23 protein-coding genes are annotated in these 19,595 nt (G+C 39.2%); 9 read left to right on the top strand and 14 right to left on the bottom strand.

What is annotated here, in order from left to right:
* Nucleotides 1-63: 63 nt before the first annotated feature.
* The 8 genes from ACXZ1K_RS16390 to ACXZ1K_RS16355 form a co-directional block, all read right to left on the bottom strand.
* Entirely contained in the window at nucleotides 64-597 is a 534-nt protein-coding gene (locus tag ACXZ1K_RS16390) for a DUF4256 domain-containing protein (RefSeq protein WP_458970759.1), read from the bottom strand.
* Between the two features lie 16 nt (nucleotides 598-613).
* Nucleotides 614-994, bottom strand: coding sequence for a DoxX family protein (locus ACXZ1K_RS16385; protein WP_458970758.1), 381 nt, complete (start codon nucleotides 992-994; stop codon nucleotides 614-616).
* Nucleotides 991-1,455: an SRPBCC family protein gene (locus ACXZ1K_RS16380; protein ID WP_458970757.1), complete on the bottom strand. Its 465-nt coding sequence runs from the start codon at nucleotides 1,453-1,455 to the stop codon at nucleotides 991-993. Before ACXZ1K_RS16380 ends, ACXZ1K_RS16385 begins: the two co-directional genes overlap by 4 nt.
* A 1-nt stretch (nucleotide 1,456) precedes the next feature.
* On the bottom strand, nucleotides 1,457-1,777 hold the full coding sequence (locus ACXZ1K_RS16375) for an ArsR/SmtB family transcription factor (RefSeq protein ID WP_458970756.1): 321 nt from the start codon (nucleotides 1,775-1,777) through the stop codon (nucleotides 1,457-1,459).
* A gap of 62 nt (nucleotides 1,778-1,839) precedes the next feature.
* Nucleotides 1,840-2,568: an esterase family protein gene (locus ACXZ1K_RS16370; RefSeq protein ID WP_458970755.1), complete on the bottom strand. Its 729-nt coding sequence runs from the start codon at nucleotides 2,566-2,568 to the stop codon at nucleotides 1,840-1,842.
* A gap of 39 nt (nucleotides 2,569-2,607) precedes the next feature.
* Nucleotides 2,608-3,219 (bottom strand): GDSL-type esterase/lipase family protein, encoded by a 612-nt coding sequence (locus ACXZ1K_RS16365; protein ID WP_458970754.1) that lies wholly within the window; start codon nucleotides 3,217-3,219, stop codon nucleotides 2,608-2,610.
* 118 nt (nucleotides 3,220-3,337) lie between these two features.
* Nucleotides 3,338-3,919, bottom strand: a complete 582-nt coding sequence (locus ACXZ1K_RS16360) for a TetR/AcrR family transcriptional regulator (protein ID WP_458970753.1) — start codon at nucleotides 3,917-3,919, stop codon at nucleotides 3,338-3,340.
* A gap of 58 nt (nucleotides 3,920-3,977) precedes the next feature.
* Complete coding sequence (locus ACXZ1K_RS16355; RefSeq protein ID WP_458970752.1) at nucleotides 3,978-4,727, bottom strand: SDR family NAD(P)-dependent oxidoreductase; 750 nt, start codon at nucleotides 4,725-4,727, stop codon at nucleotides 3,978-3,980.
* 178 nt (nucleotides 4,728-4,905) lie between these two features.
* Here ACXZ1K_RS16355 and ACXZ1K_RS16350 point away from each other — a divergent pair, with 178 nt between their 5' ends.
* Nucleotides 4,906-5,664, top strand: a complete 759-nt coding sequence (locus ACXZ1K_RS16350) for an MBL fold metallo-hydrolase (protein ID WP_458970751.1) — start codon at nucleotides 4,906-4,908, stop codon at nucleotides 5,662-5,664.
* 19 nt (nucleotides 5,665-5,683) lie between these two features.
* Entirely contained in the window at nucleotides 5,684-6,238 is a 555-nt protein-coding gene (locus ACXZ1K_RS16345) for an NADPH-dependent FMN reductase (protein ID WP_458970750.1), read from the top strand.
* A gap of 36 nt (nucleotides 6,239-6,274) precedes the next feature.
* Here ACXZ1K_RS16345 and ACXZ1K_RS16340 read toward each other — a convergent pair whose 3' ends face one another.
* A complete protein-coding gene (locus tag ACXZ1K_RS16340) occupies nucleotides 6,275-7,558 on the bottom strand; it encodes a glycoside hydrolase family 2 TIM barrel-domain containing protein (protein WP_458970749.1) in 1,284 nt (427 codons plus the stop codon).
* Between the two features lie 46 nt (nucleotides 7,559-7,604).
* Between ACXZ1K_RS16340 and ACXZ1K_RS16335 the strand changes: the two genes are divergently transcribed.
* The 5 genes from ACXZ1K_RS16335 to ACXZ1K_RS16315 are packed head-to-tail and all read left to right on the top strand — an operon-like array spanning nucleotide 7,605 to nucleotide 11,117.
* On the top strand, nucleotides 7,605-7,907 hold the full coding sequence (locus ACXZ1K_RS16335) for a hypothetical protein (protein ID WP_458970748.1): 303 nt from the start codon (nucleotides 7,605-7,607) through the stop codon (nucleotides 7,905-7,907).
* Nucleotides 7,904-8,572: an ATP-binding cassette domain-containing protein gene (locus ACXZ1K_RS16330; protein ID WP_458970747.1), complete on the top strand. Its 669-nt coding sequence runs from the start codon at nucleotides 7,904-7,906 to the stop codon at nucleotides 8,570-8,572. The genes ACXZ1K_RS16335 and ACXZ1K_RS16330 overlap by 4 nt, the downstream gene beginning before the upstream one ends.
* A 59-nt stretch (nucleotides 8,573-8,631) precedes the next feature.
* Nucleotides 8,632-9,435, top strand: coding sequence for a 4-(cytidine 5'-diphospho)-2-C-methyl-D-erythritol kinase (gene ispE / locus ACXZ1K_RS16325; RefSeq protein ID WP_458970746.1), 804 nt, complete (start codon nucleotides 8,632-8,634; stop codon nucleotides 9,433-9,435).
* A 43-nt stretch (nucleotides 9,436-9,478) separates the two neighbouring features.
* On the top strand, nucleotides 9,479-9,907 hold the full coding sequence (locus tag ACXZ1K_RS16320; RefSeq protein WP_458970745.1) for an OsmC family protein: 429 nt from the start codon (nucleotides 9,479-9,481) through the stop codon (nucleotides 9,905-9,907).
* A gap of 43 nt (nucleotides 9,908-9,950) precedes the next feature.
* Complete coding sequence (locus ACXZ1K_RS16315) at nucleotides 9,951-11,117, top strand: O-succinylhomoserine sulfhydrylase (protein ID WP_458970744.1); 1,167 nt, start codon at nucleotides 9,951-9,953, stop codon at nucleotides 11,115-11,117.
* Here the strand turns inward: ACXZ1K_RS16315 and ACXZ1K_RS16310 are convergent.
* The 5 genes from ACXZ1K_RS16310 to tgt all read right to left on the bottom strand — a co-directional run bounded on the left by ACXZ1K_RS16310 (nucleotide 11,110) and on the right by tgt (nucleotide 17,718).
* Nucleotides 11,110-11,403, bottom strand: a complete 294-nt coding sequence (locus ACXZ1K_RS16310) for a LapA family protein (RefSeq protein WP_458970743.1) — start codon at nucleotides 11,401-11,403, stop codon at nucleotides 11,110-11,112. The two genes, ACXZ1K_RS16315 and ACXZ1K_RS16310, sit on opposite strands and share 8 nt — an antisense overlap.
* Before the next feature lie 11 nt (nucleotides 11,404-11,414).
* Nucleotides 11,415-14,213: a TolB family protein gene (locus ACXZ1K_RS16305; protein WP_458970742.1), complete on the bottom strand. Its 2,799-nt coding sequence runs from the start codon at nucleotides 14,211-14,213 to the stop codon at nucleotides 11,415-11,417.
* A gap of 383 nt (nucleotides 14,214-14,596) precedes the next feature.
* A complete protein-coding gene (locus ACXZ1K_RS16300) occupies nucleotides 14,597-15,481 on the bottom strand; it encodes a DMT family transporter (RefSeq protein ID WP_458970741.1) in 885 nt (294 codons plus the stop codon).
* Nucleotides 15,481-16,587: an LptF/LptG family permease gene (locus ACXZ1K_RS16295; RefSeq protein ID WP_458970740.1), complete on the bottom strand. Its 1,107-nt coding sequence runs from the start codon at nucleotides 16,585-16,587 to the stop codon at nucleotides 15,481-15,483. The genes ACXZ1K_RS16300 and ACXZ1K_RS16295 overlap by 1 nt, the downstream gene beginning before the upstream one ends.
* Nucleotides 16,588-17,718, bottom strand: a complete 1,131-nt coding sequence (gene tgt / locus ACXZ1K_RS16290) for a tRNA guanosine(34) transglycosylase Tgt (RefSeq protein ID WP_458970739.1) — start codon at nucleotides 17,716-17,718, stop codon at nucleotides 16,588-16,590.
* A 130-nt stretch (nucleotides 17,719-17,848) separates the two neighbouring features.
* Between tgt and ACXZ1K_RS16285 the strand changes: the two genes are divergently transcribed.
* Both ACXZ1K_RS16285 and rsmG read left to right on the top strand, forming a co-directional pair.
* Nucleotides 17,849-18,970 carry a glycosyltransferase gene (locus ACXZ1K_RS16285; protein WP_458970738.1) on the top strand — a complete coding sequence of 374 codons (1,122 nt, stop codon included), beginning with the start codon at nucleotides 17,849-17,851 and terminating at the stop codon, nucleotides 18,968-18,970.
* Nucleotides 18,961-19,593: a 16S rRNA (guanine(527)-N(7))-methyltransferase RsmG gene (rsmG, locus tag ACXZ1K_RS16280; RefSeq protein WP_458970737.1), complete on the top strand. Its 633-nt coding sequence runs from the start codon at nucleotides 18,961-18,963 to the stop codon at nucleotides 19,591-19,593. Before ACXZ1K_RS16285 ends, rsmG begins: the two co-directional genes overlap by 10 nt.
* Nucleotides 19,594-19,595 lie beyond the last annotated feature (2 nt).

Below are 19,595 nucleotides of genomic sequence, written 5' to 3'. Positions count from 1 at the left end.
GTACTTTTTATTAATACCAAATGCCGTTATACTGGTTAGATATAATTTTGAAGTATAGAAAGATTACACTCTCAATGCGGTACGGAAAGCTCTTCCGGCATAATAAGATTCAGCACCATTGTGGTAAACGAAAATGGTACCGTAGCGGTAGTCGGCAAAGATAGCACCACCCAGTTTTCTAATCTCTTCGGGTGTTTTTATCCAACTTGAGGTCTTGGTATCAAACTTACCGAACTGCTGTAGATATCGATATTGGGTTTCGTCTAATAATTCAGCGCCGATACTGGCGGCCATATCTATTACGCTGTCTTTGGGTTTGTGCTCTTTTCTGGAATCCAAGGCCTTGCGATCGTAACAGAGGCTGCGACGACCTTTTGGGCTCTCGGCGGCGCAATCGAAAAAAATGTACTCGTCAGTTTTACTGTCATAATCCACTACATCAGGTTCACCACCTGAGATTTCCATTTCATCAAGTGAGCGTAGCTTTGCTGGGTTTCTTTCTAGTTTCGTCTGTATTTTCGTCCATTCCATCCCTTTATGCCTGTTCATGTTTGCTTCAAAGCGGCTCTTTAATGCATCAATCAAATCTTTATACATCGTGTTTATTTTGTAATTAATTAATGGAAGTTAACTTTCTATCCACAGGTCGGTAATACCAAGATACTAAAGTTAAGGTTAATAGTAGGAGCGAAGGTGCAATCTCCGTTATTGGATTGTGCACGGTGATATGAGAAAATGCAGCGCCTGTCATCGTGAAAAAGAAACCTGCATAAGCCCATTCTTTTATAAGAGGAAACTTTGGTATTAGTATTGCAATTACGCCCAAAATCTTCCACACACCAATTAAACTAAGGAAGTATAGCGGATAGCCAAGATGTATTATTTTTTCTGCTTCTTCTTTCAGGTGCATAATTTGCACAATTCCGGTTGATGTCATACCTAGTGCTAGCCAAAGCGTTGCAATCCAATAAATAATTTTTTTAGCCTTTGTCATATTCGGTTATTTAATATTTCCTGAAGTCTGTTATGTGCCCAGTTGATACCCTGAGCGAAAGGTAGTTTTAGGATTTGATCTCTTATAGTAGCAGACTTATGAACTACATGCATGGTGAGTTTGCTGGTTTGATCAGTCAGCTTTTCAAATTCTAAATACTCTATCCAAACAGGGAAATCAGTATTTTCCATCTCGAAGGTGCGTGTGATTTTTCGATTCTCTGTAAACTCGTGTATTACACCATTGAAGCCGTGTTTGTTGCCCATTGGATCAGTTGTCTCGAATTGGTAACCTCCATGTTTTTTACTTTCCAACTTTAGAACCTTGGTATTCATCCACTGCGCTACAATTTCAGGTTCTACATATGCCTTAAATAGAAGCTCCAATGGTAAGTCAAATTCTCTGGTTATGGTTAGATCTTGTTTACCATTCTCAGCTGCAATCTTGGTCTTTTGTTCCATGCTATTTGCTTTTATAGTCTTTCATAATGGATTCCAGTGTATTGAATCGATCTTCCCACATATTGCGGAAAGGCTCAATAAAGTCGGCAACATCTTTCATTTTTGTTGCATTAAGGCGATAGCTAACCTCCCTTCCGGATTGCTCTTGATTCAATAGTTCACACTCAGTTAGGATTTGCAAATGTTTTGAAACTGTTGGTCTTGCAGTATCAAAATTTGCCGCGATAGCGCCAGCTGTCATCGCCTGCGAAGCAACCAAAAGTAATATGGCTCTCCTTGTGGGATCGGCGATAGCTTGAAAAACATCTCTTCTTAAATTCATTACGTAGTTACTTGACTACAAATATATGTGTAGTTATTTGGCTACGCAAATAATTTTAATAATTAAATATAGAGAGGTGCCATTTGTCGCCAGAAATAGGGGCGGTGGGCATCGCTTTGCCAGGTGTGAAACTCATTGCTGATGCCTTTGGTCCACAACAGTTCGCTGATGTATTGGTTATTATTAAGAAAAGGATCTGTTTCGCCTACGGCGAGAATTATTTTCATTTGTTTTACCGCCTCCAGAACCCTATTGTCTGATAGATTTGCGAGGTATTGCGTGGGCATATTGAAGTATACATTTTCGTTATGAAAGCCGCTTAAAAGGTCTTGAAATGTTCCGGGAGTATCAGTGAGGTCATATCTTCCGCTAATTCCAACAGCCTTTTTGAATATCCATGGATATTTCATTGCCAGGTTTATCGCGTGATAGGCACCCATGCTGCAGCCAGAAGTTTGAATGAAATTGTAGTGATTCTTTTGCTTTATCAAGGGAATAACCTCCTGAAGTAGATACTGTTCGTATTGCAGATGCCTTTCTATACGCACGGATGGAAAAACATCATGGTTGTAGAAGCTCTCCCGGTCTATACTGTCTACACAAAACAATTGCAACTCTCCGTTATCGATTTTGGATTTAAGAGAATTGATTATTCCCCAGTTCTCGTAATCGTAAAATCTAGCCATCCTGGTAGGGAAGAACAGTACGGCGCGACCGCCGTGGCCGAATATTAACAATTCCATGTCTCGCTGAAGATTATTGCTGAACCACTTGTGGTATTCCCTGTTCATCTGATTAATATTTGCCGAAATATAGTCTTGGGATATTACTTAGGGATTAATTAATGGTAATGATTTAGCAATTTTTTCCTTTATGATCTCTGTCCATAACCGATATCCATGTTCACTTAAATGAAGTCCATCATGATCATAAAATATTGGATCTGGATTTCCATTTCTATCCAGCATCCTTTTGAACACATCGATAAACGTCCAGTTATCATTGATTTTAATGATCTCGCTGTTTATGAGGTTATTGGTATACCTGAATTGATCGGCCATGTGCCATCTGGACTGACTCGGTTTTAAGGATATGAAATAACAGGGCAGATTTCCGAATTTCTTTTCAACAAGCGTTATCAGCTGTTGGAAAAAGATAAAGATCTCTTCTGGGTTTCTGCCATCTCCCAGATCGTTATCCCCAGCGTAAATCACTATTGCCTGGGGGTGGTAATCGGCCATGATGCGGTTAAAGAACCATACACAAGCAGCCAGTGTTGACCCGCCAAAACCCAGGTTGGTTACTTTTCGCTCTGCAAAATCACCTTTTAGATTATTCCATAATCTTATAGAAGAGCTGCCATAAAAAATGATACCAGGATCAGTCTTATCGATCAAATGTGCTTTTTCTAATTGTTGTACCTCTTCTTCGTACCAATACATATGGTTTTAAAGATAATAACATTTAGAAATGAAAGCAGTTATCTGATGTTAAGTTTTTGATACAGATGTTCACTTTTAGTTAATATTAAGGAATGTGCTTGTATACGTTGATGTGAAATTATTCCAGTATAGAAAGTGTCATATTGATGATGTCGGTAAATACAGCCTTATCGGTCGTAGATTTAGCGGTTACGCGAATTCCTTTTACAGTATTGAAAGTGAAACGGGCCAATGCACGTGCATCCTGGGTATTTTTGATTTCACCATTATCCTGGCCTTTTTTAATGATTAAATAAAAGGCATCTTCAAGTTGCTGGTCATTCTCGCAAATAAGTTGGCTGACTTTCTGGTCGTGGGGAGCCACTTCTACTTCGGCATTGACCATGAAGCAACCTTTATGCGAATCATCACTTAATAATTCGCCAGTTATCATTTCAAGCAGTCTTTGAATTACAACCTTAACAGGCTTGTCCGCATTGATGATACTGCAAATGCGGCCAGAATTTGTGCTTTGATAACTCTCCAGTGCTTTGATGAAAAGCGTATGCTTATCACCATAAGTATCGTACAGGCTAGATCGGCTGATTCCCAGACCATCAACCAAATCTTGCATAGACGTGGCATTGTATCCTTTTAACCAAAAGAGATCCACTGCTTTTTTTAGCACTTCATCTTCATCAAAATCCTTCGTTCTTGCCATAACACAAATAGCTTTGCTAGTTAAAGCAAAGCTATTCAATTTATTTAAGTTATTTTAATTAGCGCACTCCGCCACCTGCCAGCAAAGTTTCGCCAGTTAACCAGCGTGAATCTTCTGAAGCAAGGAATAAGGCAACCAAGGCAATATCTTCTGGCTGACCAATACGTCCTAGTGGAGTAGTTCGCACCGCTTCTGCCGCGAAATCACTGCCAATAAACCCAGCGGTGTGAGTGCCTTCAGTTTCCACCATACCTGGATTGATGGAATTTACCCTTATATTTTTAGGGCCGAGCTCTTTAGACAATACATGAGTGATCGAGTCGACAGCGCCTTTAGTTGCTGTGTAAATTGAACTGCCGACAGGTGAGATGCTGCTCACTACAGATCCAATATTAATAATGCTTCCACCTTCGGGATTAAAGTTTTTTAAGGCTCCCTGAGTACTTAGCAACAAGCCCAAAACATTAGTGTTAAACTGGCTGTGAAAATCTTCTTCATTGATTTCTTCAATACCGCCAAATTTATAGACACCCGCATTGTTAACCAAGATATCTACTGCGCCGAAAGCATTAGAGGTTTCTTGAAAAAGGCGAGTGACATCATCCTTTTGAGACACATTGCCTTGTATAGCGATTGCTTTACCGCCATTGTCGATAATTTCTTGTACCACTTTATCTGCATCAGTTTTAGATGAAGAATAGTTAACTACTACAGAAGCTCCCGAAGAAGCCATTTTTTTTGCTATACCTGCACCTATTCCTTTAGATGCTCCTGTTACTACTGCTACTTTATTTTCTAACTTTTTCATTGTTATTGTATTATTTTTGTTTATTGGAATAATCGTTCCACAAATGTATAATGATAATGGAACAATCATTCCAATTATAAATTATTATTATGTTCTTGTGACAATGACCCTACATCAAACAATCATTGCAAATACGCGTTAATAAGGGTACTTTTAAATGCTAAAAAATTAATCTATTATGAAACTTAAGCTTGCACTTATTTTACTGTTCTCTACCGGAATATTGACTAGCGATGCACAGAGAATTGCCCCTGATCTTGAGAAAGTAAAAGGTGGTGAACTGTCAATTCATCCAATTACGCACGCTACACTGGTTTTAACTTATCAAAAGAAAACTATGTATGTAGATCCTACTGGCGGCGCGGAAGCATTCAAAGGACTCGCTTCGCCTGATTTGATTTTAATTACTGATATCCATGGCGATCATTTTGATCCTGCTACACTGGAAGCCGTTAATACTACCAAAACAACACTGATTGTTCCTCAGGCTGTGTTAGATAAGCTGCCTGTTTCAATCGATAAAAAGAATGTTGTAGTCCTAGCTAACGGAGGTGTTACTAAATTTGCTTCAGTAACGATCACTGCTATTCCAATGTATAACCTTCCTGGCGCTGAAAATGCGAGTTATCATACTAAGGGGAGAGGAAACGGCTATATTTTAACCATCGGTGGAAAAAGAGTTTACATTTCCGGAGATACTGCAGATACGCCGGAAATGCGTGGTTTGAAAAATATTGACTTTGCCTTTGTTTGTATGAATTTGCCCTACACCATGGACGTTAATGGAGCTGCGGCAGGTGTACTTGCATTCAAGCCTAAAGTTGTTTATCCTTATCATTACCGTGGACAGGATGTTAAAATTTTTAAAACACTAGTTAATACTGGCAATAAGAATATTGAAGTGAGACTGCGTGAGTGGTATCCTGCAGGCAATTAAATTTAAATCCTATTGATATATGCATATTGTAGTGCTTTCTGCCAGCGTTCGTCAGGGCAGAAACAGCCACAGAGTGGCTTTATATTTTAAAAATTACGTTACCGAGAATAATCTAGCCACAATAGATGTGGTAGATTTAGCTGCGTATGATTTTCCGCTATTTGAAGAACGACTACAGTTTATGCCTGATCCTTCGGCAGCTATTTTGGATTTTCAAAAGCGAATAAGCAGTGCTGATGGGATTATAGTGGTTACGCCAGAATACAATGGAGGCTATCCAGCTAGTTTGAAAAATGTTATAGACCTGCTTTATAAAGATTGGCAGAAGAAACCGATAGCGCTTGCGACGGTTTCTGCCGGACCTTTTGGTGGAACTCAGGTCATGACTTCTCTGGTGTTTTCTTTATGGAAAATTGGTGCATGGGTAGTACCGGCGATGTTTCCTGTTCCTGTAGTACAAAACAATTACGATGAGCATGGTAATGCGGTGGATAAGGAAGGAACCGATAAGCGTGCACGGAAGTTTGTTGATGAACTGATCTGGTGCATCACAGCTAAGCAAAGAATGCAATAATTTAGCAGCGTGCTTTATCCAAAAGCACGCTGTTTGCTAATGCACCATAAATGGAATATTGGCTGTTGCAACATGGTTGTTTCCATCGCTCACATAAACAAACAATCTATATGGACCTAATTTAGTGGGCACATTTAGCAGGGCGTTTGTTAGCGATGTTGCATTTACCATGTTTGGTATTTCTGCAGGCCGACTTTCGCGATCTCCACCCTGACCTAAATCTGTTGCTTCGGGCAATAATTCCCATCTAACAGTCAATTTATCATTGTCGGGATCCGAGACAGCAATGGCCACTAAATATTTTTCTTCCGGATTCAGGTAAATGGAATTTTTAGCCTTTTTACCATCAATTGTAAGTGAGGTGATATTTGGAGCTCTATTCTCCGGCCACTTTCCGCTCCATTCATAGTGCATTACGTCCACAACTGCTGATGTTTCACCTTTCTCGGTAAAAAGCCCATACCAGGTTGGTGTTCGCTCTTGTTTTTGTCCCCATAGGAAAACATAACAGCCAAGGCAATTTTTGTCTTTCAAAATAGAAGCCTCATATCGGCTTTTATAAACCATTGCTTTTTCAGTGCTGGTTTCTTCGATTGGCGCACCCCATGAAGTTTTTGGGCATTCCCAGTGACCAGTTGGTCCCCATTCAGTTACCAAATAAGGGCCGTTCCAACCTTTGGCTTTAAGTTGGCCAGGAACTTCAGCCAATCCACCATAAACCTGTACAGAAATAAAGTCAAGATCAGGACATCTCTGTTTAAGATGATCAATTTCACTCTGGTTGATGCCGGCCAGCATCGTTGTTGCAGGATGATTAGGATCTACCTCGTGAATCATTTTCGCGATGTCATTAACCGCATTCCAAACCTTTGGATTTTTGTAATCCAGGTTTAGTTCATTTCCAATCCCCCAGGCCAATAGTGCCGGATAATTTTTGAATTGTGCAACCTGCTTGCGTAATTGGTCCAATTGTTTTTTTACCGCAACCTCGTCGTCATAGTTAAATCCATGACGTTCGCGGGCAACATTTAATCCCATTGTCACTGTTAATCCCAATTGGGCTGCTTTAGTTAACACCAAATCAGCATTGTCGGCACTCCATGTTCTGATTGAGTTGCCACCGGCAGCCTTTAATTCTTCTAGATTTGAAGTTCCACCCGCACCCTTGACAAAGTATTGACTGCCATTGATGAGGAAAGAATAGCCTGTAGCCGTTTTTTTAATCTCCACCTTTTGGATTTCATTGCCATAAACAGTGCAAGCAGTTATCAAACTAAAACTAAACGTTAGCGCGGCAAGAGATTTAACAAATAGGTTCATTGCTCAGTATAATTTAGATACTAAAATAGGTTTTAAATTATATATTGTGATCAAATTAATTGCCATGCGTTTATTAAATGGCTTTTGGTTGTTTTACCAAAAGCTGGTTATTCCTTCTTTAATTGTATCTACGATGCTTTCTGTACTTGTATTTGGCTACACTGAAGCGTTTAAAGGCTGCGGAATTTCTTTTATTTTTTTAACACCAGCGTTTCATTATTTTACTTACGATTTGAAGAACCCAAACGAGTATTACTTTTATTATAATTTGGGGCTTGGGAAACTATTGCTTTGGTCAGGAACAGTTTTATTTAGCTTTCTTGGCGGTCTGATCCTTTGTCTACTATGAAGGGGTTACATGTTGATAGTGTTAGGAAACACTTTAATGGGCGACAGATTTTAAACGATGTTTATTTACAATGCCTTCCAGGTGAGATTGTTGGTTTGCTGGGCAGAAATGGTTCGGGCAAATCTACACTGTTGAAGATTATTTTCGGTTCAGTGCCAGCAGATTATAAATATGTAACCATAGAAGGACAACCTGCTGATACGTTATATAAAAATAAGGGATTAATTGGATACTTACCTCAGGATCACTTTTTACCAAATTATTTAAAAGCCAAGACGCTGATATCCTGCTTTTGCGATAAGAAAGGAACTGCCAGGATGGTCGAAGATGATTTCCTTCAGCCTTTATTGAACAAGAAAAGCAGTCAGCTTTCTGGAGGGGAGTTACGGATATTGGAAATTATGATGCTGCTAAACTCTGGATCTAAGTATTTGCTCTTTGACGAACCATTTAATGGCATAGCACCGATATATATTGACGTAATAAAAGACACTATTAAAAGATACTCTGCTAATAAAGGAATTATTATTACAGATCACGATTACCGAAATGTGCTAGATATATCAACCAGGTCTATATTAATCGATGCTGGTAATACCAAGCCAGTTAAAGAATTTGATGACTTAATTACATTTGGCTATCTGCCATCAGCAGTACGACTGTAAGAAGTCTTCAATGAAATGTATCGTTTTTTGTAAGTTTGTCTTTCAATAATTGCCATTACATGCTTGCGTTTGCAAATGCTAAAATAAATCTCGGATTATTTGTTACAGAAAAGAGAGCTGATGGCTTTCACAATTTGGAAACTGTATTTTATCCGATTAAAATCAACGATGTAGTTGAGATCACAGATGCAGTTTATACTCACTGCGCAATTATGGGTATTGAGGTGCCAGGCAATGCAGCTGATAATTTATGCCTAAAGGCCTATAACGCCGTTGCTAAAGACTTTGAAATTCCACCGCAGAAGATCACGCTACTTAAAAACATCCCTGTTGGCGCCGGACTCGGTGGTGGATCTGCTGATGCTGCTTTTTTGGTAAAACTGCTAAATGATAAGTATAAGCTGGGACTAACAGCTGGGCGGATGGAAGATTATGTAAGGCCTTTAGGTGCAGATTGTGCTTTTTTTATCAATAATAAGCCTGTTTTTGCCTATGGCAAAGGCGATCAGTTTAATAAATTGGAGTTGAACCTTTCAGATTATTACTTTGTTCTTGTCAAACCAAATATTCATGTTTCTACAGCTGACGCCTATGCTGGAATTAAACCAATAGTTCCTTCAACTTCACTTGAAGAATTAATACATTTGCCCCTGCAAGACTGGAAGAATCATATTTTTAACGATTTCGAACCCTCGGTGTTTCGTAAATACCCAAAAATTGCAACTGTAAAGGAGGCACTTTATCATGCCGGGGCAATTTTTGCATTGATGAGTGGTAGTGGTTCTTCAGTTTTTGCCATATTTGAAAACCCGGTAAAATTGCCTTCACTAGAAAATGGCAATTTGGTATTTTATAATGTTTAAGGCCTTAACGCATTAGCATTTGGACATTAATGATCATTTAAACATGGAAATAAATTTAGTACGAAAAAGCGGTAAATTCAATTTCGAAGCAGAAAACTCAGGTGGCTTTAAAGTGGAGCTAGATGCGAAAGAAGCGATTGGAGGCGAAGGTAAGGGTTTCAGACCAATGGAGATGTTGCTTATAGGGCTGGGAGGATGCAGTGGGATAGATATGGTAAATGTACTGACAAAGCAAAAAGAACCGCTGAATGATATCCGAATTGCGATAAAAGCGACCAGAAAAGATGAGGAAATGCCGCCCATTTTTGATGTTATAGATATTCACTTTAATTTATACGGCGATTTAAATTTGCAAAAAGTAGAGCGGGCACTTGCGCTTACTTTTGATAAGTACTGTTCTGTGTCCAATATTTTGGGCCGTTCTGCTACTTTGAACTTCACTTACGAAATACATCAGGAACAACCTGCATAGGTTTCCACAACGATAACGACTATCCAAATATCAGTAGATAAACATGCAAGAAGATAATTTTGAAACTCTGGCCATTCGCCTTCAAACTGAAAGAACCCAATTTAAGGAACATTCCGTTCCGCTTTATCTAACCTCGAGCTACAAGTTTGACGATGCAGAAGAAATGCGGGCTTTATTTGCTAACGAAAAGGAAGGTAATGTATATAGTCGCTATGCAAATCCAAATACGGACGAGCTAATTAACAAAATGGCAATTTTAGAGGGTGCTGAGAATGGATGGGCAACCGCTAGCGGGATGGCTGCCATATTTACTACTTTCGCAGCTTTTTTGCAATCTGGCGATCATGTACTTTCTTCACGTTCTGTATTTGGTTCTACACATCAGCTTCTAAACAATATTTTTCCTAAGTGGGGTATTAGTTATACTTATGCTGATTTAGATAAACCAGGTCAATGGGAAGATGGAATTCAGCCTAATACAAAAATTATCTTTGTGGAAACACCTTCCAATCCCGGAATAGATATTATTGACTTGGAGTGGTTGTGTAGCCTTGCTAAAAAGCATGGAATAATGGTGGTGGTAGACAACTGTTTTGCAACACCATACCTTCAACAGCCGATTAAATTAGGCGCAGATATTTCCATACATTCTGCTACCAAATTCATTGACGGGCAGGGCCGTACTCTTGGAGGGATCATTCTTGGTTCTAATAAGTTGATCAAAGAAATTGAAGGTTTCGCCAGACACAGCGGGCCCGCAATGTCGCCATTCAATGCCTGGTTACTTTCCAAAAGCCTAGAAACACTGGCTGTAAGAATGGACAGACATTGTGAAAATGCTTTGAAAGTAGCGACGTTTTTAGAAGCTCAACAAAGCGTGAAACGTGTTATGTATCCTTTTTTACAATCACATCCTCAATATGAAATTGCTAAAAAGCAAATGAAACAGGGTGGAGGTATTGTAACAATGGTTATCCATGGTGGTGTTGAAGCTGCAGGCAAGTTCATGGATAAATTAAAGATGTTCTCCATATCTGCGAACTTGGGCGATACAAGATCTATAGCAACCCATCCAGCAACTAGTACCCACTCAAAGTTAACTGAAGAACAGCGTTTGGAAGTTGGGATTGAGCAAGGAACAATAAGGCTGTCTATAGGATTGGAGCATATCGACGATATTCTTGCCGATATTAACCAAGCACTTAGCTAATGTAATCGCGATCTTCATCGCTAAGTTCCTCATTACGACTTTTATTTTGGCGGTCTGCAGGGTAATCTTGCGGACCGTTGTTGTCATAACTACTAACGGTAGTTTTAGGTTTCGCTGCCCAATAGCCAATGATGAAGCCTAAAAAGCTGCATACACCCACAATCACCAATTTAGAAACCTCTGCTTTAACAAAAATAAAGTTAAATTCTACGGCGTCGGTGTTGAGCATTAAAAATATAATGATGATTGCTGTTATTGCAATAATAGAAATGGTTTTTGCTGACATTTGTTTATCGTTTAAAACGTGTAATTAAGTATTAATTCAAATATTGGGTTTTGGTTATATGCTTTATTTACGAAAACACACCTGCCTCCTAACTCAACGTCAGGCTGATAACGCAACAGGTTCATATTACTACGCAATTCGAAGCCATATGTTTTAGGTTCTGCTAAATTTGTTTCTGTGCCTATGTTTTCATAGTGACAAAACAGGCTTGCCCTTAGATTCTTGATATAGGCTATAGGACCCAATTCTGCATCAGGGAAGGCAATTGGAAAGCGATAGTTGAAAAGAAGGGTGTTTTTTAATTTGCTCTTAGCTAAAATATTGTTGTATCCATATACTGTGTTGATCTCCTGATCAAACCTTCGAACGCCCCAGGAATTCTGCCAGTTAAAATTGGCCAGAAAGGAGTGGTTCTTAGCAAGACCTGGGAAATATAAATAACCCTCTGCTGCAAAAAGACCGCCAATAAGTTTATTGTCGAAAGGTTGATGAAGGTAAGTTAGCCGAACCACCTGCGCCCATTTTGGAGCAATATCACGATCAGCCTGTCTTTTGGTATGGCTAAACGCCATACTATACTGCATAGGGAAATTTAATGTTTTGATAAATGTGGATGGAAGATTTTCTGCCATATAGCGCTGTGTATAGCTTGTAACCGCATTCACTGAGAAATTATAGTAATCATTTAGAGAATTAAAACTTAAAGGAACCGAGGCTTGTAACTGCACGTTGTTTTCTCTCCAGTCACCCTGTTTTGTCACCTTATTCTGCGTGTAGAAAGTTCTTCGGGGGCGATTTCTAAATGTGGTGGTCAAAATTGGATAGAGGGCTTTAAAAGTAAAGCCAGTATTGTATTCTACTCTGTTTAGGTCGCGTAGGTAATCTACTCCCGCAAAATAGTCGAACGTATTTAACAGGTTATTTGATACTAATTGTAGTCCGCCTCGATATTCGTTTTCGATGGTAGGGATGATACTATGAACGTTGAAAAGATTCCCGAGTGAATGGTAAGGTTTAGAATTGTAGCTGATATTAGGGACATTGGTAAATACATCTGGACTATTTTCCTGGCTACGCGTTGTGTCATTAAAATTGACAAAATGGTTGCTCGCTATCTCCTTCGAATAGGTAGCAGCTTGAGCGATTTTATAACCGTCCACCTGATAATTGTTAAACAGCATGGTGCTATCCAAAATGGAGGGATTAAATGCGCCGTATTTTGCGGCGCTCAGAGCGCTCATTTTATTTGAAGCAGTGTCGAGCTCATAGATGTTGTCTATCCCGCTGTAATGCGCGTTAAAAGCGATGCCTCGCGATGTAAATGTTGGTCTGCCAAGCTGCTGCTGCGACTCACCAAGCAATTTCTCGTTTCTTGAACCCCCATCGGTTATCCAAAGTGCTTTACCTTGCTCACTAACACCCAGGTAAGTGATTAGCTTTCCTGTCTTGTCGAACGAAGGACTTTGCAGTATCAAATTTTGAGGATTATTTATAGATTGCAATAGTTTGCCGGTTTTTGCATCCAGGACTACCAGGTTTGATTTATTGCTAAGATCAATCATAACAGCTACGATCTTTTTTCCATCCGGGGATAGGGAAGGGGAGAAGATCCTGCTTTTATGGGTGATGGTGTTAACTTTTTTCTTGTCAAAATCGTAAGTACAAATTACGCTGTAGCTTCTTTGCCGATATCGCGGGTCATATCTTATCTCATCCCAGGCAATCTTGTTGCTCGAAAAGCTGAACCATGGCTGTTCCTGGTATGCGATTCCAAATAGCCTGGATTCATTCTTCTGGTTGTCGATTGTAACGAAGTAAGCTGTTTCTGCTTTGCTTTGTTTTAACGCAAGAATCCTCCCGTCCGGAAGTCTGACAGGCATAAAATAATTTGTTGCATACTTGGAAGTTTTGTTGAGCGAGGTGTAGTCCTCAGATTTGGTTTCCTCATTCTGGCTGCCCCAAGAATCGGTAAGCAATTTGGTTGTTTTGTTAAACCATTTTTTTGTCCCGATTCCTGTAAATTTTTTGACGCTGTTGGAAAAGGGATAAAGTCGAACCGGTCGTTTTCTAATGTCGCCAAGGATGCTATCTATTATGCCTTTTCCAAATTCTGTTTTCATATTTGAAGTCATGAGATACCCAAGCTGATAATAACCTGGTGTGATGTCTTTTTGAGAACCAAAGTTGACTTTGCTGTAGGAGAATTTTTCCCCTTCCAGAAGGTTTGTTCGGTAGGGCATAATCCATGATGGTTGCTTGCCTCTGCCTGCTTTTGTTAGCGCCGTTTCAATGGTAACCGCATCACCTTCAAAAGCCCAAAGTGGGATACTCACACCGAACCAGGCGAAGTATACATCTTCAGGAAAAGGGTGAGCCTTGCCTCCTGTCAGTTTATCGAATTGTGCCACGTGCCTCAGCTCATGAACAGCAAGATTATTTAGCCAATCCTGACTGTCAAATTGCTGTGGGGGAGTGGTAAAAAATTCTGACTTTTTTGGGGCAAGTTGAACAAAACCATTTGCAATAACTCCACGATTTTGAAGCACTATCGGGATCTGGGTTTTTGTTCTGCCTAAACTGGCGCCAACATGAGGGTAAATATAAATCAAAGTGTTTGCCATACGTTGGGCTTCTTTCTCTAACTCTTGCGGATAGATGATCTTGAAACCAGAGGCGTTAATTTGTCGCCACTTTACACTAAGTGGGTTCTGTTCACTGTTAAAAATTTGGGCAGAAGCATTAGGTGATATATAGCTTAATATTAATATGTTTAATATTCTGATAATTAGTAATTTATTTGATATTTTCATGCGCTATATATCTGTTTGCTAAATTTATTAGTTTTTTGTTGAATTTAATTTGTCTTTTTAATTAATCTATGCTTTATTTAATAACTTGTAATAATCTGAATATCTTGATTATAAGGTAATCAATAAAGGTTGAATTATTGTGGTATATAGGGTGTTAATTAACGCCAAAAATCCGTAATGTTCGCCAAGTGTTAATGTAAATTTACTCGGCTCGAATACAGGTTTAATGTACACTAATTCCTCTAATATAACAAAAGAAATTATCCTTGTATGATTCAATTAACACACCGAAATGTATACGGATTTGCGGGAAAATTAGATCTAATAACCTGTCCGATTTGCTAGGTATTTAGCTCCCCTACCTAGGTAGGAGGATATGATAATTACTGCAAATTTTTGTGCTTTTTGTAGATTGGGTATAGAAAGACTGAGCCGATAATTAGTGCCGCGCCACTGTAAAAGCCAAGCGACATAGTCTCCCTTGTTCCAAAGAAAAGGAAGGCTAAAAGGATGCCATAAACTGGTTCTAAATTGGTGATCAGCGCTACCCTAAAAGCAGATAAACTCCGCATCACAGTTACCCCTGCAACGTAAGCAAGTGCGGTACAAATGGTGCCCAGAATAATCAGATAAGCCCAGTCCGAGCTACTCAAATTAAACCCTTCTTTTAAGAGATCTCCGGTGACCAAACGGTAAATGCTTACCCAGAAAAATGCCCCGGTGAGTTCATAAAATCCGATGATTTTTGGATCGCTTTTTTGTACAAAAGTGGAATTGATAGTCGAAAAAAGACTTGAAGCTACGGCAGACGAAAGACCCAATATTATGCCTTCAGTATATTGAGACTCGAATTTAAATATCAAATAAATCCCAAGGATAATGACTAATCCTATCACTACATCAGGAACTAAAATAGCCTGTTTTTTTATTAAAGGTTCAAGTAACGCAGTGAACAAAGTGAAAGAGGAAAGGCAAACCAGCGTAACTGAAACGGTAGAAACCTTGATGGCATGAAAGAATAAAATCCAATGTATGGCCACGATACTTCCGGTAAAAAAGAACTGAAAAAACTGTTTTCTGGTTACCTTAAGGCTCGTGCGTGAGGCGATGAAGTATATGAACAAGGATACGCTGGCAATCATAACCCGATACCAAACCAGTTGTACTGCAGTGATGGATATCAGGTTGCCAAGAATCCCCGTAAAACCCCATATAAATACCGTAAAATGCAATATGAGCAAATCTTTCGTTAATGTAGACTTCCCCATTACTTTGGAGCCTTTCTAAGCAGGTAATAGCCCAGTAGTCCGAAGATGATAGTTGGTGCTAATACAGAGAATAGCGGAGATATACCGCCTTTTAAGGAAAACATTTTTGCAAATTGGCCTAAAACAATATATCCGAAGCTAAGCAGGATGCCAATACCTAGTGGTAGGCCCACTCCTCCGCGTACTTTTCTAGATGATAGTGCAACACCTATTAAGGTGAGTACAAATGCTGAAAGCGGGCTTAACCATCGCTTATACCGTTCAAATAGCAAGTCGTTTTCAACGCCCGTGCCTCTGATTTTCTCTTTTCGTATTTTTTCTGATAATTCTTTGTTACTGAGGTTCTCAAAAATATTATCGTAGGCCGAAAAATCATCCGGTCTCATATCCAATACTGTATCTTTGACAGATCCATAGGGTCCTGATACCAGTTTCTCCTTTAATCCATTAATGTATCTGGTGGAGTAATTATCCAGCTTCCAAACCCGTTTAACAGAGTCGTAAGAGATCTTTTCTGCAACAACTTTCTTTGTCATCACATCTCCCTTAAAGTTATCCAGGTTGAATTTAGTACCTATCTTGGTCTTGTTGTCGTAATTATCCATGTAGATATAGGTATTTTCGTCTAACCTCATGTGGATATTGATCTTGGTAGATGGATCATTTTTCTTTACATAGGTGTTCTCAAAGCTGTTTTTTAAGCGGTTTGTATACGGAAGTATGTAAAGATTTGAGGCGAGATTAAATGCGAAAATGATAAAGGCTGATATAAAATAGGGCTGAAGAAATCTGTTAAAACTAACACCCCCACTTAAAATAGGTACGATTTCCGTCTGGTCTGCCATCTTCGCTGTGAAAAAAATAACAGCAATAAAATTGATGAGGGGCGACAACATGTTAACGTAGAAGGGGATGGAACCAGCGTAATAAAGACTAAGTACCTGCCAGAAAGTTAGGTTTGCGGTCAAGAAATCATCAAGCTTTTCGGAAAGGTCAAAGATGATAATGATAATAATGAACAGGGTTAGGGTGTACAAAAATGTACCCAGATACTTACTGATGATATACCAGTCGATGATTTTTACCCTGTCTTTTAAAAAGCTCATTTACAATTTATTGCCTAATATAGTTACCATCTTGTTTTTCCAGGCATAGAATTCTCCGCTGATGATCTTTTTTCTTGCCTCTTTAACCAGCCAGAGGTAAAAGTGTAAATTGTGAAGCGTTGCAATTTGTGCTCCAAGCATCTCTTTTGAGTGCATCAGGTGCCTTAAATAAGCTTTTGAATACACTTTATCTGCGTATAAGTCGCTATCTTCATCAATCGGGCTAAAATCATTCTCCCATTTTTTGTTCCCGATATTGATGATGCCATTTTTAGTAAAAAGCATGCCATTTCTTGCATTTCTGGTTGGCATTACACAATCAAACATGTCTACACCCAGGGCGATGTTTTCCAGAATATTAATAGGAGTGCCAACACCCATAAGATAACGCGGCTTCTCCTCAGGAAGTATGTTGCATACAATTTCTGTCATACCGTACATCTCTTCTGCAGGCTCACCCACGGATAGCCCGCCAATCGCATTGCCTTCGCGACCCATTGATGCGATAAATTCGGCCGACTTAACCCGAAGGTCTTTATATACGGATCCTTGTACAATTGGAAAAAGCGTTTGGTTAAAGCCGTATTTAGGTACTGTAGAATCAAATCTGGAACAGCAACGTTTTAACCACCTGTGCGTCATGTTAATAGACGCGGCGGCGTAATTATAGTCGCATGGATAGGGAGTGCATTCATCAAAGGCCATAATGATGTCGGCGCCTATAGTGCGCTGAATATCCATTGCGTATTCAGGAGTGAAAAGGTGTTTAGAACCATCAATATGAGATCTAAAAGTAACCCCTTCTTCTTTTATTTTTCTAACCTTACTTAGTGAATATACTTGATAACCACCGCTATCCGTAAGAATTGGCCGATCCCAACCTATAAATTTATGCAAACCACCTGCCTGTTCTATAATTGGCAGTCCTGGTCTGAGGTAAAGATGATAGGTATTCCCAAGTATGATCTTTGCGTCGATATCCTCTTTAAGCTCGCGCTGATGAACGGCTTTCACTGTTCCTGCTGTGCCAACTGGCATAAAGATAGGAGTTTGTATCTCTCCATGGTCTGTTGTTACAGTACCGGCTCTGGCTTTCGAATGTATATCTTTTGCCTCTAAACTAAAATTCATATATCGGGTTCCACTAAAATCTGCCAAAAGTAGCAAAAAACCAGCTATTTAAGCTCTAAATTTTTTATCAACAAAGAGACCCGATTGCAGATTAAAAATCGGAAATTTGGCGGCTAGTTTAAAAATCATCGTGGAGTTAACGTTAATTGAAATAAGCCTGTTGGCTGGATTGGGTTTTTGCTTCCTGATGCAGGTGTATTATAGTCTTTTTATTCATCTTAAGCTTGCAAACTTAGCTGTGTTGCCAGTTTCAAGCGAAGCCCGAAAACCGCTGAGTGTAATCATCTGCGCCAGAAACGAAGCCGCAAATCTAACAGAATACCTTCCCCTGATCTTAACTCAGAATTATCCTGATTATGAAGTTATTGTAGTTAATGACAGATCTTGGGATGGAACGGATGAACTATTAGAAGCTTTTGCCAGGGAATATAAACAGCTAAAAATCGTAAACATTGCTGACGGACAGAAGTTTATTGCGGGTAAGAAGTTTGCTGTTACCATGGGCATAAAGGCTGCCACTCATGACTGGCTGGTTTTTACTGATGCAGATTGTGCACCAAATTCATCACAATGGTTGCTTGGCATGCAACAGCCCGAGGATGAAAATACAGAGATTCTTTTAGGATATTCTCCATATTTAAAAAGAAAAGGAATTCTAAATGCCTTAATCAGATATGAAACTTTCTTTACGGCAGTCAATTATCTTTCATTTGCGCTTAAAGGAATGCCATACATGGGAGTAGGCAGAAATATGGCCTATAAAAAATCCCTCTTTTTTAAAAATAAGGGATTTGCAGCGCATATGCACATCCCTTCTGGCGATGATGATCTTTTTGTCAATGCCCATGCCCACAAGCAGAACACGGAGATACAAGTACACCCTGATACCCATGTGTGGACTAACCCAAATACCTCTTTTGGAGCCTATTTAAAACAAAAGAAACGTCATTTCGGCGCAGGTAAGCTATATAAACGTAAACACAAAGTGATCTTGTCTTTTCAAATCGCTGTTCAATTCTTATTTTACCTGTTTTTTATCGCATTGCTGTTTTTTGATCCGGCCAGATACCTGGCGTTTGGTGTCTTGTTGATAAGTATCATAATCAGGGCATTTATATATCCTAAGCTTCTAAAAAAGTTAAGTTACAGTGGTTTACGCTGGTGGTTTCCTTTGCTAGATATTCTCTTATTCATTTTTTTAGTGTTTAATGCACTAGTGTCTATATTTGTTAAAAAAGTACAGTGGAAATAAAGTCGACAATAATTCAGGAATATTTTAAAGATTTATCTGATCTCCAAATTAGTCAGTTTGACCAATTATATGAATTGTATAGCTTCTGGAATGCTCAAATCAATGTAATTTCCAGAAAAGATATTGATGAATTGTATGAGCGCCACATTTTACATTCTCTTGGAATAGCCAAGTTTTGCACATTCAAACCCGGTGAAAGCATCCTTGACGTAGGCACAGGTGGCGGATTTCCTGGTATTCCGCTAGCAATTTTATTCCCCCAAACCAATTTTCATTTGGTGGATTCCATTGGGAAAAAGATTAAAGTGGTGAAGGAAGTTGCTGAAGCATTGGAGTTAAAGAATGTAAAAGCAAGTCACCTTAGGGCAGAACAAGTTGCTGAGAAATACGATTTTATTGTTTCAAGAGCAGTTACAAGGCTGATTGACTTTTATCCTTGGATTAAGGGCAAGTTTAACAAGGATTCGAAAAATGCAATACCAAACGGGATCCTATATTTAAAAGGGGGAGACTTGGCGGAAGAGATTGCTGAATCACGACTGAAAGCGGAACTATATCCGCTGTCAGCTTACTTTAAAGAAGAGTTTTTTGAGACTAAATATGTCGTCTACATTCCGCAGTAGTA

Source organism: Pedobacter jaeyakensis, from assembly GCF_054461315.1.
Note: the sequence above shows the minus strand (reverse complement) of the source record. Positions and strands in the feature narration are given on the sequence as shown.

Excerpts from the sequence above, each read along its gene's own strand:
- ACXZ1K_RS16390 (WP_458970759.1), bottom strand. The coding sequence starts at position 597 with ATGTATAAAGATTTGATTGATGCATTAAAGAGCCGCTTTGAAGCAAAC.
- ACXZ1K_RS16385 (WP_458970758.1), bottom strand. The coding sequence starts at position 994 with ATGACAAAGGCTAAAAAAATTATTTATTGGATTGCAACGCTTTGGCTA.
- ACXZ1K_RS16380 (WP_458970757.1), bottom strand. The coding sequence starts at position 1,455 with ATGGAACAAAAGACCAAGATTGCAGCTGAGAATGGTAAACAAGATCTA.
- ACXZ1K_RS16375 (WP_458970756.1), bottom strand. The coding sequence starts at position 1,777 with ATGAATTTAAGAAGAGATGTTTTTCAAGCTATCGCCGATCCCACAAGG.
- ACXZ1K_RS16370 (WP_458970755.1), bottom strand. The coding sequence starts at position 2,568 with ATGAACAGGGAATACCACAAGTGGTTCAGCAATAATCTTCAGCGAGAC.
- ACXZ1K_RS16365 (WP_458970754.1), bottom strand. The coding sequence starts at position 3,219 with ATGTATTGGTACGAAGAAGAGGTACAACAATTAGAAAAAGCACATTTG.
- ACXZ1K_RS16360 (WP_458970753.1), bottom strand. The coding sequence starts at position 3,919 with ATGGCAAGAACGAAGGATTTTGATGAAGATGAAGTGCTAAAAAAAGCA.
- ACXZ1K_RS16355 (WP_458970752.1), bottom strand. The coding sequence starts at position 4,727 with ATGAAAAAGTTAGAAAATAAAGTAGCAGTAGTAACAGGAGCATCTAAA.
- ACXZ1K_RS16350 (WP_458970751.1), top strand. The coding sequence starts at position 4,906 with ATGAAACTTAAGCTTGCACTTATTTTACTGTTCTCTACCGGAATATTG.
- ACXZ1K_RS16345 (WP_458970750.1), top strand. The coding sequence starts at position 5,684 with ATGCATATTGTAGTGCTTTCTGCCAGCGTTCGTCAGGGCAGAAACAGC.
- ACXZ1K_RS16340 (WP_458970749.1), bottom strand. The coding sequence starts at position 7,558 with ATGAACCTATTTGTTAAATCTCTTGCCGCGCTAACGTTTAGTTTTAGT.
- ACXZ1K_RS16330 (WP_458970747.1), top strand. The coding sequence starts at position 7,904 with ATGAAGGGGTTACATGTTGATAGTGTTAGGAAACACTTTAATGGGCGA.
- ispE (WP_458970746.1), top strand. The coding sequence starts at position 8,632 with ATGCTTGCGTTTGCAAATGCTAAAATAAATCTCGGATTATTTGTTACA.
- ACXZ1K_RS16320 (WP_458970745.1), top strand. The coding sequence starts at position 9,479 with ATGGAAATAAATTTAGTACGAAAAAGCGGTAAATTCAATTTCGAAGCA.
- ACXZ1K_RS16315 (WP_458970744.1), top strand. The coding sequence starts at position 9,951 with ATGCAAGAAGATAATTTTGAAACTCTGGCCATTCGCCTTCAAACTGAA.
- ACXZ1K_RS16310 (WP_458970743.1), bottom strand. The coding sequence starts at position 11,403 with ATGTCAGCAAAAACCATTTCTATTATTGCAATAACAGCAATCATCATT.
- ACXZ1K_RS16305 (WP_458970742.1), bottom strand. The coding sequence starts at position 14,213 with ATGAAAATATCAAATAAATTACTAATTATCAGAATATTAAACATATTA.
- ACXZ1K_RS16300 (WP_458970741.1), bottom strand. The coding sequence starts at position 15,481 with ATGGGGAAGTCTACATTAACGAAAGATTTGCTCATATTGCATTTTACG.
- ACXZ1K_RS16295 (WP_458970740.1), bottom strand. The coding sequence starts at position 16,587 with ATGAGCTTTTTAAAAGACAGGGTAAAAATCATCGACTGGTATATCATC.
- tgt (WP_458970739.1), bottom strand. The coding sequence starts at position 17,718 with ATGAATTTTAGTTTAGAGGCAAAAGATATACATTCGAAAGCCAGAGCC.